This is a genomic window from Corynebacterium sp. HMSC073D01 (genome assembly GCF_001815555.1).
Lineage (GTDB): Bacteria > Actinomycetota > Actinomycetes > Mycobacteriales > Mycobacteriaceae > Corynebacterium > Corynebacterium glucuronolyticum.
Window position 1 is genome coordinate 49,681 of record NZ_KV821085.1, and the last position, 12,591, is coordinate 62,271.

12 protein-coding genes and 1 pseudogene are annotated in these 12,591 nt (G+C 62.4%); 6 read left to right on the forward strand and 7 right to left on the reverse strand.

The genetic code is table 11. From position 1 onward, the window contains the following. Nucleotides 1-101 precede the first annotated feature (101 nt). The 3 genes and pseudogenes from HMPREF3044_RS13520 to HMPREF3044_RS13015 all read left to right on the forward strand — a co-directional run bounded on the left by HMPREF3044_RS13520 (nucleotide 102) and on the right by HMPREF3044_RS13015 (nucleotide 1,954). Nucleotides 102-751, forward strand: a pseudogene (locus tag HMPREF3044_RS13520) (Na+/H+ antiporter NhaA). A 4-nt stretch (nucleotides 752-755) separates the two neighbouring features. Then, nucleotides 756-875 (forward strand): hypothetical protein, encoded by a 120-nt coding sequence (locus tag HMPREF3044_RS13700; protein WP_371326127.1) that lies wholly within the window; start codon nucleotides 756-758, stop codon nucleotides 873-875. A 605-nt stretch (nucleotides 876-1,480) separates the two neighbouring features. Continuing rightward, nucleotides 1,481-1,954 carry a hypothetical protein gene (locus HMPREF3044_RS13015; protein WP_141759699.1) on the forward strand — a complete coding sequence of 158 codons (474 nt, stop codon included), beginning with the start codon at nucleotides 1,481-1,483 and terminating at the stop codon, nucleotides 1,952-1,954. Nucleotides 1,955-2,219: 265 nt separating this feature from the next. Here the strand turns inward: HMPREF3044_RS13015 and HMPREF3044_RS11985 are convergent, their stop codons facing one another. Together HMPREF3044_RS11985 and HMPREF3044_RS11990 are read right to left on the reverse strand one after the other, a co-directional pair. After that, complete coding sequence (locus HMPREF3044_RS11985; RefSeq protein ID WP_246821081.1) at nucleotides 2,220-2,837, reverse strand: hypothetical protein; 618 nt, start codon at nucleotides 2,835-2,837, stop codon at nucleotides 2,220-2,222. 36 nt (nucleotides 2,838-2,873) lie between these two features. Then, nucleotides 2,874-3,437, reverse strand: a complete 564-nt coding sequence (locus HMPREF3044_RS11990; protein ID WP_005391189.1) for a hypothetical protein — start codon at nucleotides 3,435-3,437, stop codon at nucleotides 2,874-2,876. On the opposite strand from HMPREF3044_RS11990, the gene HMPREF3044_RS11995 reads away from it, so the two are divergent. Both HMPREF3044_RS11995 and HMPREF3044_RS12000 read left to right on the forward strand, forming a co-directional pair. After that, a complete protein-coding gene (locus tag HMPREF3044_RS11995) occupies nucleotides 3,436-4,134 on the forward strand; it encodes an ABC transporter ATP-binding protein (RefSeq protein WP_005392889.1) in 699 nt (232 codons plus the stop codon). The genes HMPREF3044_RS11990 and HMPREF3044_RS11995 overlap by 2 nt on opposite strands. After that, entirely contained in the window at nucleotides 4,131-6,173 is a 2,043-nt protein-coding gene (locus tag HMPREF3044_RS12000; RefSeq protein ID WP_070742086.1) for an ABC transporter permease, read from the forward strand. Before HMPREF3044_RS11995 ends, HMPREF3044_RS12000 begins: the two co-directional genes overlap by 4 nt. A gap of 62 nt (nucleotides 6,174-6,235) precedes the next feature. Here HMPREF3044_RS12000 and efeB read toward each other — a convergent pair whose 3' ends face one another. The 4 genes from efeB to HMPREF3044_RS12020 all read right to left on the reverse strand — a co-directional run bounded on the left by efeB (nucleotide 6,236) and on the right by HMPREF3044_RS12020 (nucleotide 10,836). Continuing rightward, a complete protein-coding gene (gene efeB / locus HMPREF3044_RS12005; RefSeq protein ID WP_005391178.1) occupies nucleotides 6,236-7,459 on the reverse strand; it encodes an iron uptake transporter deferrochelatase/peroxidase subunit in 1,224 nt (407 codons plus the stop codon). After that, nucleotides 7,456-8,625, reverse strand: a complete 1,170-nt coding sequence (efeO, locus tag HMPREF3044_RS12010; RefSeq protein ID WP_070742089.1) for an iron uptake system protein EfeO — start codon at nucleotides 8,623-8,625, stop codon at nucleotides 7,456-7,458. Before efeO ends, efeB begins: the two co-directional genes overlap by 4 nt. Further along, nucleotides 8,622-9,464, reverse strand: a complete 843-nt coding sequence (gene efeU, locus HMPREF3044_RS12015; RefSeq protein ID WP_005391174.1) for an iron uptake transporter permease EfeU — start codon at nucleotides 9,462-9,464, stop codon at nucleotides 8,622-8,624. The genes efeO and efeU overlap by 4 nt, the downstream gene beginning before the upstream one ends. 127 nt (nucleotides 9,465-9,591) lie before the next feature. After that, nucleotides 9,592-10,836, reverse strand: coding sequence for a threonine/serine exporter family protein (locus tag HMPREF3044_RS12020; protein ID WP_070742124.1), 1,245 nt, complete (start codon nucleotides 10,834-10,836; stop codon nucleotides 9,592-9,594). Nucleotides 10,837-10,987: 151 nt separating this feature from the next. Between HMPREF3044_RS12020 and HMPREF3044_RS12025 the strand changes: the two genes are divergently transcribed. Beyond that, the gene (locus tag HMPREF3044_RS12025; protein ID WP_246821083.1) at nucleotides 10,988-11,479 is read left to right on the forward strand and encodes a hypothetical protein; all 492 of its coding nucleotides are present in this window, start codon (nucleotides 10,988-10,990) and stop codon (nucleotides 11,477-11,479) included. Here the strand turns inward: HMPREF3044_RS12025 and HMPREF3044_RS12030 are convergent. Beyond that, nucleotides 11,476-12,222, reverse strand: coding sequence for an aldose epimerase family protein (locus tag HMPREF3044_RS12030; protein WP_141759700.1), 747 nt, complete (start codon nucleotides 12,220-12,222; stop codon nucleotides 11,476-11,478). The genes HMPREF3044_RS12025 and HMPREF3044_RS12030 overlap by 4 nt on opposite strands. Nucleotides 12,223-12,591 lie beyond the last annotated feature (369 nt).

Sequence of the window (12,591 nt, forward strand, 5' to 3'; positions counted from 1 at the left end):
ATGACGATACGAGGGAAGCCATGGAAGCTACCAACAAATTTATTGATCGAGGCACCTACCGGAGTCTCTCCACTGTTGAAGACAAGCTAACAACGACAACGATGACCGGCGTGCTGCTCATCGTGGCCACAATAGCCGCCCTTATTTTTGCCAATTCCGGCTTATCGGATTTCTACTATGCACTTCGCAGCACCGAGGTGGGGCGCGATTTTGGTTTTCTCAATTTGCGTCTTTCCTTGGGAGCATGGGCAGCCGATGGGCTGCTCGCAGTGTTCTTCTTCCTTGTCGGCCTGGAATTAAAGCGGCAGTTTGTCTTGGCGATTTGCGCTCTCCCAGCCGCGCCGTCGTGCCCGTAGCCGCCGCGATCGGCGGCGTTGCACTGCCCGCAGTAATCTTTGTGGGGATCAATCTCCTAAGCCCGCACGGTGCGCTGGATGGGTGGGGCATCCCCGCAGCCACGGACATCGCCTTTGCGGTGGCCATCCTAGCGATTGTGGGAAAACACCTTCCTGATGCCTTGCGCACCTTCCTTCTCACCTTCGCCGTTGTGGATGATCTCATCGCCATCACAATCATCGCCGTGTTTTATTCCAGCGACCTTCAGCTTCACTACCTGGCGGTGGCGCTTATCCTGTTAGCCGCGTTCCGGTTCTTGACAGCAAAGTACGAGGACTGGTTTAGAAAGTCCTATACCAGCGCGTGGCTTCTTCTACTACACCGGCAGGCTAAGCCTCGTCCCCGGCGAGAATAAGGAAATGGCCGCATGGCGCAAGAAAGTGCTCTTCTTCCTCTACCACAACCAGGCCCAGCCCATCGGCTATTTCCATCTTCCTCCGAAGCAGACGATCGACTACAACTCGCGGCTGATTCTATAGGATGCCACTTTTCCTCTGAAGAAAGCCCGGAACAATGACCAAAGCATTGGCTATTACGTTCATCTGTTGAACAATTGGAATCAGCCTACTTTTCTACAGTCTTCAAGTACGGGGTATTACCAACGCTAAGCACGACAGTCAGAGCCCGCCTTTCCACTCTGAACAGATCAGAGTTTCGACTAACATCGAGATGTGTGAAGACCAATTGAACATTTCCATAATGGTCAGTTAACTCACTATTTACGCAAACCAAGCTTTGCTAAGATGACCTCCCCAAGACACCCAGTCTCACGGAGTGCAATATGCTGAGATGTTTAGCCCCAGTATTGATAACCCTAGGCCTCATTTTCCCCTCGGCCATTGCGGGCGCGAGCGAATCTTCCGTTCATGAGCCAACTACAGTCTCCCCTGACAGCTCGCTCAGCCTGAGCTGGTCAGAAATAGGCTCACTATCCCGCTCAGCTACCCCACAAGCAAACTATTCCACTTCAACAAATCAAACGCCTACCGGAGGACTGAGGACTGAAATAACAATCACATCAGCTAATGCGCCTACTACCTTTCGCTATGAATTGCATCTTCCACCAAACTCCCACGTAGAAAAGATGAGTGATGGGACAGTCAGCCTCAACGTAGATGGCAAACCTGTCGGGTCTTTTCGTAAGCCGTGGGCTAAAGACGCTAACGGACAACTAGTGCCCACCGACTTCGAGATGGATGGAAACACTCTTGTTCAGAGGGTATCTCACAGCTCCAATAGCTCATATCCTGTGGTGGCCGACCCACATTTCGAGTGGCAGGTCATTTCCGGAAAAATCTACCTCAATAAACAGGAAACTCAAGTCACTGGCGGATTGGCTGGAGCTACTTCAATAGTCGCCATTCCTTGGCTGGCAGCGATTCCAACGATTCCCACAAAAATCGCATCCACAATTCTTGGATCCATCGCAACAATCGCCGCATGGGCTATTACTGCCCACAATCAAGGCGTATGTCTTGGAATAACGGTTGGTGATTTCAGCGGATTCCCGCCTTCCCCAGTCTCAAACTTCCACCACACCGGGGAGCACTGCAATTAAGACACGACCTTTCAAATACCTCGTTTCACTTGCTATTTGTTTACTAACGGCGGCCGCTGTGCTCCACAACAGCGACGCTGCGACCACTTCAAAAGCGCTGGGTGCCCTAGCAGCCCTTGCCATTACGGGTGTATTACAGGGACTTGTCGTACGACGTGTCCGCCTGTGGGTTGCCATTCTTTTAAGCCTCATTGCCATGTGGATGTGGGGCTTCAGCTACCTTCTTGCCGTTGGTGAGACCGCCCGTATTACTACCACGTCGCTTTTAAACATGGTCTCGATTCTGGCGATTATAGCCCTTGTTGCAATCGTCCCAGGCAGTCACAAGGACAACCGAGAAGAGTAGGCTTACGCCTCGGCGGGGATATTCCCCAGCGCCGAGTTCACCTTGCCAACCAGCACACCGAGAGCGGTCAAGGGGATGGCGAGCACTCCGAGACCAATACCCCAGGCGGGCGAGCTCGTCGCCCTCGGTGTAGCGGGCGAGCTCGGCAAGGGCAGCCAGGCAGAAGGCCTCGAGACCAAGTGTCTGAGCAGACAGGGAGACATCCACTTTGCGGTTGTGGCGGGCGTCGATAAGCGTCCAGGTAGCAAGCCCCACGGAGAGGAGGACAGGAACGGCGGCGGCGGGGCGCGCCGTGATGAGGCGATCGGGGCGCAGGTCAAGGCCCCAATGGGTGGGGAGCGTGACATCGCGCATGCCCACGAAGTGGCCCGCGACAGCGGCGAGCGCGGCGCCGGCAAGTGGCGCCCAGGTGAGCGCCTGAGAGACCCGGGCCGGGATGTGCGCTTCTAGGCCAGGGAGGGAATCGTCGGGGCGGATGAGGCCCGTGGCGACGGCCACCTTGCCCAGGTTGAGGTTCCAGCCAAGACCGTACGGCATGGCGATAAGCCACGAGGGGTTTTCCGTATGGCGTACTTAGATCTGGATGCCGAAGCCCGCGAGGAACTTCCTCACAATCTGGATGAGATCCGGAATGGACATCCACTGGTTGAGAACCGGGATGAACACCTGGCTGGCGGGCTGGCCGGAGCTCGTCACGGCCGTGCCTTCCGGTGCAGGGGCGGGCTGCAGGCCGGCCGCCTCAACGGTTGCGGGTGCAGCAGGCGCAGCGGGCTGCGTAGGCTGAGCAGGTTGTGCAGGCGCGGCAGGCGCAGCGGGCGCAGCGGGTTGCGCGGGCTCCGTCGTCCGCGCCGCCGACCCATCCTTCAACCCACACCTGTTGGCGGCCTCGTCGATGCGGCCGAGCGCGGCGATGATCTGCCCGCCGCGCGCGTCGAAGGCGGCGACGGCGCGCGCCTGGGCGACCTTGTTGTTATAGTCGGCGGTGTTGGTCCAGTACTTGGAGGCCTGCGCGCACGAGATCTGCCCGTTGGGGATGGCGTGCAGCGCGTTGTCGATCATGTCGGCGTGTGCTGCCGGGGCCACGAGCGTCGCGGCGAGTGTGCAGCTGACAATTCCAGCGCGTAGTTTCGTATGCATGGTGCAGAGTATAAACAACAATAGTCACATGCGTAACACAGTTGCCCGTGCAGAGGCTGTGACTATGCGGTACGGAACCGGTGAGAACGCCGTCACCGCCCTGGATAACGTAACCATCGCCATCCCCGGCGGCCAGTGGACCACGGTCATGGGTGCCTCCGGCAGCGGCAAGTCCACACTGTTGCACGTGTTGGCGGGGCTGACCGTCCCCACGAGCGGCCAGGTGTTCCTCGGTGACCGCGACATCACACGCCTGTCGGAAAATGCCCGCGCGCGCCTGCGCCGCACGGACATCGGCGTCGTCTTCCAGGAGTTCAACCTCGTCCCGGTCCTCAACGTCAAAGACAACCTCCTCCTGCCCAGTCGCCTCGCACACCGTGTGGACAAGGACTGGTTCGAGCATGTCGTCGCCACCCTGGGCCTCGGCGACCGCCTCCGTCACCTGCCCCGCGAGCTCTCCGGCGGCCAGCGCCAGCGCGTCGCTGTGGGGCGCGCGGTCCTCACCCGCCCGCGCCTCATCCTCGCCGACGAGCCCACGGGGAACCTCGATTCGAAAACCTCCCGGAGCGTCCTCTCCATGTTTCGTTCGCTTGTCGACGATCTGGGGCAAACGCTTTTCATGATCACTCACGATGCGTCCGCCGCCGAGTACGGGGAGAACACCCTCCACATGCAGGACGGGAGGCTCACCGCGTGATTCGCCTCGCCCTCGCCCAACTGTGGCACCGCCCGCTGCGCTACCTCGCCCTGCTGCTCGCCGTCGTCGCCGCGGTTGCGCTCACCGTCGCCTCGGCGGCGATCGGCCTGAGCATCACGGACTCCGTCAACCGCACGTTCGCCGCCCCGTACGCGGGCGTCGCCTCCGTCGTGGAGGACGCGACCGAGCCCGTACCCGGCGCCGTCCTCGACCGCGTCACCACCGCCCACCTGCTGGAAGAGGGCAACCTCTACACCACGGTGACCATCACCGGCATCACCGACGGCCCCCTGCAGTGGCGCGACGTCATCGGTGGCCGACTTCCGGAAGCACCGAACGAGGTGGCGACCACCGGTGCGACGCCACCGATCGGATCGGAAGTGACGCTCCTCATCGGCACGGACACCGTCACCGCAACCGTCGTCGGTGCTGTCACACCGAGTGCGACGGAACAGCTCCTCGGCGCAGGCGGGCTCGTCGCCACCAACGACGCGATCGCCACGTGGGCACCCCACTCCACGGGCGAGCTTCGCTCCTCCGTCCCCCTCAACGAGGGCGTGAGCGCCGCAGAGCACATCAAAAAGGTAACCGCCGAGTACTTCTCCTCGCGCAACAAATACTTCCTCCTCCTCGGCGCGTTTTCCGTCGTCGTCGCGATCGTGGCGGCGCTGACCATCTACTCGGCCATGTCCGTCATTGCGGGCGCCCGCATCCGCGAGTCCGGCCTCGTCCGCGCGATCGGTGCCTCGTCGGTGGGGATTGTCGGATCGTTCACGGTGGAGGCGCTCGTCCTCGGCATCATCGGCGTTGCCCTCGGCCTGCCCCTTGGCCGCGTCCTCGCCCACTACGCGGCGGGCCTCGCCGCCGACCTCGGGATCCGCGTGCCGCTAACCGACATCAGCGTCCCACCCGCCTGGCTAGCCGCAATCGGCCTCGCCGCCGTCGCCGTGACCGTCGCCTCGTGCCTGCCCGCAGCGCTGAGCGCCACCCGCCGCAGCGCGTTGGACAGCATCTCCGGCGCAGCGGGCCGCACCCTGCCGGTCCTCTGCGCCCTCGTGGCCATCGCCTGCGCGGCCGCCGCCTGGTTCATCCAGCCCACGGGTGTTATCCGCGCCGTCGCCGTCGGCGGTTTCGCCACGCTTGCCGCAGCGGGCGCTGCAGCCCTTGTCATCCCTCTTATCCTCCGCATCCGCGTGCCGCTGCCGCGCCTTGGCCTGGCGCTTGGCTACGCCTCCCGGCAGTGGACCCGCTCGGCGGCGGTCATCGGCATCGTCACCGTCGCCGTCGCGCTCGTCGGCGCGGTGACCACAGGCTCCGCAGCGCTGCGGAGCCACTTCACCGATGTGGCGAGTTCCCAGGGCACCATCGATGTCGGCATCACCTCCCTGACCGGCGACATCGACCCGCAGCTGGTGGAGGACCTCCGCGCCGCGCCGGGCGTCGCCGCCGTCGACGCCCCACCGAAGGTGGCCGAGGGGTTCGCCGTCGACCCCCACTCGCCGGTCCTGCGCACCCCCATCGCGCCGGGACACGTGAGCCTCCCGCGCGGCGCGAAGACCACGACCGACCTCCCCGTCGTGCGCACGAATAACATCTTTCCGCTTGTGGACGCATCGATCGTCGACAAGCCAGGGCGAACAACCACCGCCCTCATTCGCCTCGAAGGTGGCCCGATCCAGCCAGAAACCGCCCTCGACCCCGTGCGCGCCGTCGCCGCCACCAGCCCCACCCCGGTGACCATGGCGGAATCCTTCAACCGCCGCAGCGACATTGTCCGCATGGTCGAGCGCCTCCTGTCCATCACCCGCCTCATGAGCCTCGTCGCGCTCGCCATCGCCGCCGTCGGCATAGCCGGCACGGTCCTCCTCTCCTGGCGCGAGCGCGCCGCCGACCGTCGCCTCCTCACCACCCTCGGTCTCACCAGCAGCTTGTCGACGACCGCCCTCGAGCTTGTCCTCCTCGTCGCCCCCGCCACCGCCATCGGTTGGCTCGTCGGCACCTGGGCGGGCCCCTTCATCGCCGCCGTCGCCACCTCATAATGAACGCGGCACCAGGGGAAAACCCTGGTGCCGCGCCTGTGAAAATGTGCACGTGCCCGCGCTTACGCGTCGAGCAACCGCTGCCCCACATAGGAATCGCCGTCGCGAATCCCCGGTGGAACGATATACATCGATGACGCGACGTGCTGGAGGTACTCGGTCATCTGATCTGTCGCCATCCGCTGCAAAATCGGGATGAACGATTGGGAGGGGTCCCGCACGTAGGCAATGAAGAACAAGCCCGCGTCGAGACGGCCCAGGTCTGTAAGGCCCTCGGTGTAGTTGTAGCCGCGCCGCAGGATGCGGTGCCCGCCGTTATGATCCGGGTGGACGATCGCCACATGCGAATCGATATCGATGAGCGGCTGCCCATCCTCATCCAGAGCAGTGAAGTCGGGGTCGGTGAACTCCTCCCCGCCGGATAGCGGGGCACCCTCAACCTTGTTGCGGCCGATGGTCTTCTCCTGCTCGCTGAGGATGAGCTCGTCCCACACCTCCATCATCATGTGGATCTTGCGGATGCACAGGTACGTGCCTCCGGCGGCCCACTCGCCGCCCTCGTCCTCCGGCTGGATCCACAGGTGCTTATTCAGCTCCTCCTTCGAATCCTCGGCCTTAATATTGCTCGTGCCGTCCTTGAACCCGAAGAAGTTACGCGGCGTCTGCTGATCCTCCGATGTAGAGGACGTGCGACCGTAGCCGAGCTGCATCCACCGCACGGAGGCGAGACCAAACGCGATGCGCTTGAACTGGTGCATCGCGTGGAGCACCACCATCGGGTCCTCGCCGCAAATCTGAATGACCAGGTCCGTGGACCCCTTCGCGGGATCCAGCTTCTCCGCCGCCATCCGCGGGATGCCCCGCTCCAGCACGCGCGGACGCTTGTGCTCGAGCTTGAACTTCTCAAACAGCGACGACCCGAACCCAAAGGTTATCGACAGCGCGCCGGGGCCGAGCCCGAGTGTCTCGCCGGTATCGTCCGGCGGCACGTCGTCGCGCACCTTCGGGTCGTTGACCTGGTCGCCGGCCTGCATCCGCTCGGCGGCGAGTGTCCAGTCGGTGAGCAGTGTGACGAGGTCCTCTTTGCGGGTGGCCACCATGTCGAAGGCAACCATAATCATCTGCTGCTGCGCCGGCGTGAGGATGCCGGACTGGTGCTCGCCGCGGAACGGCACGACTTCGGCGCTTGCCTCAGGCGAAGCGGAACTGCATCCGCTCAGGCCCAGAGCCGCGCCGGCGCCGCCCATCCCAAGAAGCATTGAGCGGCGTGACAGTTCGAAAGTCATGAGACGATGGCCTCCGTCAGCTTTGCCAGCGGGACGCGCAGGGCATCGACGAGATCAGACAGCTCGCGGCGCTGCGCGTCATCGAGGTCGGTGTAGGACACGTAGCCGTTACCGGACTTGTGCTTGTCCAGGTTCTGCTGCAGCGCATCGATGCGGGCAGAAATGGTCTCGGCGAGCTCCGGGTCCTTCTTCTTCGCCAGCGATTCGACGTTGCCGTAGGCCACCTTCGCGCCCTCCAGGTTGGCCTGGAAATCGTACAGGTCGGTGTGGCTAAATGCCTCTTCCTCGCCGGTGATCTTAGTCGTGGCGACCTCCTCCAGCAGGCTGATGGCGCCGTTGGAGATGTCGTCGATGTTGATGGAGAACTCGTCGGAGTAGACGAGGTCGTACAGCTTCTGCGTGTCGGCGACGAGCTGGTCAGCCGTCTTCTTGCGCTCCTCGGCGGTAAGCGGCGTGTCCCACAAGTCCTTCTCGGCCTTGTGCCAGCCGGTCCACTCGCGGCCCTCGGTGTCGTCGGACTTCTGGTAGTCGGCCTCGCGCTCGTCGAGGGCGGGGTCGATATCGCCGAACGCCTCGGCGGTGGGCTCGATGCGCTCGTAGAACATGCGCGACGGCGCGTACAGGGCCTTGGCCTTCTCGGTATCCCCGGCAGCGTATGCCGCCGCGAATTCCTTCGTGGCCTCGAGCAGCTGGCCGGTCTGATCCTTGACATAGGCGGTGTAGTTCGTCACAGCATCGTCGATGGCCTGCTGCTCGTCGGCGCTGACATCGACGGCCTCGCCCTGGGTAACCGTGAACGGTTTATCGCCGACGAGTGACCCGACCATGTTCTTCTTGCAGGCGGTGACGTACTCGCCGGGCTCAAGCAGGACGGTGTAATCGGTCGTCGTGCCGGGGCCGAGGTTTTCGCGCTCGCCCACAATCCGCAGCTTGTCGGGGGCGAGGATCTCGAACTCGTTGCGCACGGTGCCCTCGTTGGTGAGCCTGAAGTTCACGCGACCGGACGGCACCTCGGAGGTGGACACCTCGCACGTGTCGTCGGTGATGGTGACCTCAATCGGGGCGTTACCGTCTGCGGCGGTGTCCCCGCCACTAGGTGCGTTGGCTACACAGCCGGTGAGGGTGAGGGGCAGCACGAGTAAGGAAAGAAATCGGATGTTTTTCATGAGACTTTCGGGTGAGTATGACGGATAAACAGTGGAAGCACGATGATGAGGTACAAAGCCCACCCGAAGAACTGGAGGTATGTGGGGGCGAGATTGACGTTAAACATGGCTTCCAGGAGGACGAACCACCAGCTTGTGGCGTCCAGGAAGGGGATGTGACCATCGAAGTAACTGGAGATGTCATAAATGGTCACGCCCCACCCCGGCAGCACTCCCGCTTCCTGGAGGTCGCCGATGCCGTAGGAGACGATGCCCGCAGCAACGACAATGAGGAGTAAGCCTGTGGCGAAGAAGAACGTGGAGAGGTTGATCTTGGCGGTGCCGCGGTACACGAGCCAGCCGATGATGATGGCTACGATGAGTCCCGTGATCACGCCGGCGGTGGGCTGCCAGAACCCGCCTTGCGACGTGGCCTTGACTGTTGCCCACACGAAGATGGCCGTTTCCACGCCCTCTCGTCCGACGCTAATGATTGCGATCCAAACCAGTGACCAGCCGCTGCCTGACTTTAATGCGTCGAGCGCTTGCTCCCGCAGGTTGGAGGTCATCTTCCGGGCGTGCGTGGCCATCCAGAAGATCATCCACGTGAGCATGCCCATCGCCACGATGGATAGCGTTCCACCGAGCACTTCCTGTGCCTGGAAGGTGAGGGTGTAGGGTCCCCATGTCATGATGGCGCCCGCAGTCAGCGGAACGACCGCCGCGAGTATGACCCCCAGCCAGAGGCGGGGGAGAACGTCGCGACGATTCGTTTTCACCAGGGTTGCCACGAGGATGCCGACAACGAGTGAGGCTTCTACGCCCTCTCGCAGGGCAATAAGAAAGTTGGCGAGGAACAACGGTGTGTCTTTCCGGTTCGGTAATCAAAAGCTGCCTGAGCGCCATGACCGCCCAGGCAAAGGTAAGGCTACCCTAAGGCACGTTTTAGAACAAGACCACCCTCCCCTAAAAGGTGTGAGCTGCTACCTACCGAGGCAGTGGCGAGTCCAGATCAATGTGCCGACCGAAGAGCCACGCGCGATCCGTCAGCATCCGCGCGGTCACCATCCCGATCCCGATCGCCAGCACGGTCAGCGCCGCCGTCGCCGCCGCGGTCACCCCCATCTGCATATCGCCCAGGTTGAGGGCATAAATCGAGGCGAACATCGAGGGTCCCGGGATCATAATCACCGCTGCCGGCACCGTCGTCGTGGTGCGCGGAATGTGCGCCTTTTTCGACGCCACCCAGCCAATCAGCCCGATCGCCAGCCCGCCGACAAACGCCCCCGCATACATCGTCGCGCCTGCATACACGAGCCCCAACCGGATCAGGTTGCCCACCGTCCCGGTCACCGCCGCGATGCCCACCATGCGTCGCGACGAATTGAACAGGAAAGCAAACCCCGCCACGCCGACGAAGCTCGCCACCGCTGCCCGGATGAAAAAGTGCGGGTCAGCCACCTGCGGCACGTGCGCCGGCGGCTCCATCCCCGTCATCCAACTGACCAGCGCTACCGACAGCGTCGCCGTTGCGATAAGCGTCACCGCATACGCGAGCCGGGAAATCCCCGCCGCGAAGTCGAACCGCGACAGGTCAATAATCGCCGAGAACAGCGGGAACCCCGGCACAACGAACAGGACAGACGCCACAAACCCCGGTGCCGCCGCCTGCGTCAGCCCGAAAAGCTCAATGATCACCCAATACATAAGGCACGCGGTAACGGCCCCCGCCGCCACCGACGCCAGCTGCCGGGCGTGCTTCTTCGCCAACATTCCGCGCATGAACTGCCCGCTCGCAGCGGCGACGGTGACCATCAGGGCGTCGACAAGCGTGAAATGGTTGAGCACCGCAAAGCTCGCGCACGCGAGCCCCGCAGCCACCACGAGGACCGGCAGCGACCACCGTTTGACCACCATCTTTTCGATCTCGTCGAGCTGCTCATTCAGCCACTCCGCCGTGATCTGCTGCCGAATCCCGTGCGTCAGGTTCTCCAACGCCTCAATCCGCGACGCATCCACCCCCGGACTGTCCTGCGTGGCCACAATCGTGCGGAAATCATCCCCCTTGTGGAACGTACACGTAATCGTCGTCACCGCGATCGACGCGTCCAGCCTATCGAATCCCAGCGCTCGCGCCACCCGTTTCATCGCACGAATCACCCGGTAGCCGCCAGTCCCCGCGCCCATGAGCAGCATTCCGAGACGCAGGACCGCATCGGCCTCCACGCCCATTCTGTGCTGCGCGCTCTCCACAAAAATCACTCCTTTTCCAATTGGCTAGTTCTACCCCTCATCCCCGCTCCTGGCCAACTTTTCGCTTGTCGACGCTTCCTACCAGGCATGTTCGAAAAGGTACTCTTGCGGGTGGCTGGGGTGTGTCATGATGTTTTGTGTGAAAAAGAAAATGATAGCCCTTGCCGTTGCCGCGGTCACCGCCGCAGCGCCCGCATACGCAGAAACCCCACCTCAGAACACAAGCTCATTTTATGAAGAGGACGGCGAGACGCTCACCCCTGGAGCGGTCGCGGTCGTCTCCGTCGTCTCCACGATCGGTGTGCTCGGCCTCATCGCCGCTGGCGGGGCCTGGGCCGTGTCACAGGGCTTGCTTCCGAATCCGTTTGCGCCTGCCCCACCGGCACGGCCCATGTATAACGATCTCTGCTCTGAACAGGAGGTTCTACAGCCCGCCCGTGGTGCTGATGGATCGCAGCTTGTGTGCGTTTTCGCCGGTCGCGATTTCCGCTGGGTTTACGGCCCACGTCCGCTGGGCATTGGCACCGCTCACGAAGGCGGCTATTGCACCGTCAACGGCGGTCAGGATGACCAGGGAAGAATCATGCTCTGCCTGAACAACGAGTGGATCTACGGGCCCTAGGCCTCCTCGACCCGCACGGTCATACCGATCTGCGTCCACTCCCATGGTGCAAGTGACACGCCCCTGGTGACATCCTCGCCGAGGAGAGCAGGTTCAACGCAGACAAAATTTTTCCAATCATCGTCAGGCAGATCGCCTGGCACGGCGGCACCCGGATTCCAGATGACCGTGTGATCGTGGTCGTGGCCGGTGACGGTGATGCGCCGGGCACCGTCGACGATGGTAATAGGCGAGGTGGTCGTCGTGCGTTCGTCGACGACACCACCATCGAATGTGAGGCCGTCAATTTTCACCGCAGTGACGTCCTCCACACGGAAATATGGGTGGAAGGCCAGCTGGACATCGCGACGGCGCGAAGCTGCATTCCTGCACTTCAAGATTATCGCAAAGCCCTTGGGCGTGGTCTGAATGCCGAGCCTCAGATCCCACTCGTCGTGCCGAATCCGGCAATCGAATCCTCCCGGCACCTCCTGGCACTCCCACGCTTTCCGACGCGCCCACCCATGCGCAGGATCCTGGCCTGTCAGATCATTGAACCACGGCGCGATGATCGGCACCCCGCCGCGAATCGAGCCCCCCTCAGAAAAATCGGCCTCGGGGGACAGATAGAGGAGCTCCCCGAGATGCGAATCCGCAGAGAGCAGGTGCGCACGACCGTCAGCTATGGCCAGCGTTGTGCGAGCATCTTCGGAGTACGTAAGGCGGGCAGGAGTTGCGCTATCAGGAGTGGTCATATCGCTCATAGTAGTGGAGTAGTGATAGCCGATGGCAGAATCGGCACAAATGCAAACAAAATGCTGGACTGCCTTCATTGGTCACCGTGGCGCGAAGTTTACTACAAGTTATCCCCGCAGGTGCGGGGCAGATTAAGAGGTAGAAACTACGCCACGCCATATAAAAGGCACATCCCCGCAGGTGCGGGGCAGATGCAGGCGTTGAATGGGGTGGCCGGGATGGTTGCGGCTCATCCCCGCAGGTGCGGGGCAGATGCAGGTGAATTCGCGGGAGGTGACCTGGCCGCGGGCTCATCCCCGCAGGTGCGGGGCAGATGAGCATGTGGATTCGCATGAGTTCCTGGTGAGGGGCTCATCCCCGCAGGTGCGGGGCAGATT

What these genes read in the sequence shown, in the direction of transcription:
- HMPREF3044_RS13700 (WP_371326127.1), top strand. Translation starts at nt 756, where the DNA reads ATGGCCGCATGGCGCAAGAAAGTGCTCTTCTTCCTCTACCACAACCAG.
- HMPREF3044_RS13015 (WP_141759699.1), top strand. Translation starts at nt 1,481, where the DNA reads ATGAGTGATGGGACAGTCAGCCTCAACGTAGATGGCAAACCTGTCGGG.
- HMPREF3044_RS11985 (WP_246821081.1), bottom strand. Translation starts at nt 2,837, where the DNA reads ATGCCGTACGGTCTTGGCTGGAACCTCAACCTGGGCAAGGTGGCCGTC.
- HMPREF3044_RS11995 (WP_005392889.1), top strand. Translation starts at nt 3,436, where the DNA reads ATGGTGCAGAGTATAAACAACAATAGTCACATGCGTAACACAGTTGCC.
- HMPREF3044_RS11990 (WP_005391189.1), bottom strand. Translation starts at nt 3,437, where the DNA reads ATGCATACGAAACTACGCGCTGGAATTGTCAGCTGCACACTCGCCGCG.
- efeB (WP_005391178.1), bottom strand. Translation starts at nt 7,459, where the DNA reads ATGACTTTCGAACTGTCACGCCGCTCAATGCTTCTTGGGATGGGCGGC.
- efeO (WP_070742089.1), bottom strand. Translation starts at nt 8,625, where the DNA reads ATGAAAAACATCCGATTTCTTTCCTTACTCGTGCTGCCCCTCACCCTC.
- HMPREF3044_RS12020 (WP_070742124.1), bottom strand. Translation starts at nt 10,836, where the DNA reads ATGGGCGTGGAGGCCGATGCGGTCCTGCGTCTCGGAATGCTGCTCATG.
- HMPREF3044_RS12025 (WP_246821083.1), top strand. Translation starts at nt 10,988, where the DNA reads ATGTTTTGTGTGAAAAAGAAAATGATAGCCCTTGCCGTTGCCGCGGTC.
- HMPREF3044_RS12030 (WP_141759700.1), bottom strand. Translation starts at nt 12,222, where the DNA reads ATGAGCGATATGACCACTCCTGATAGCGCAACTCCTGCCCGCCTTACG.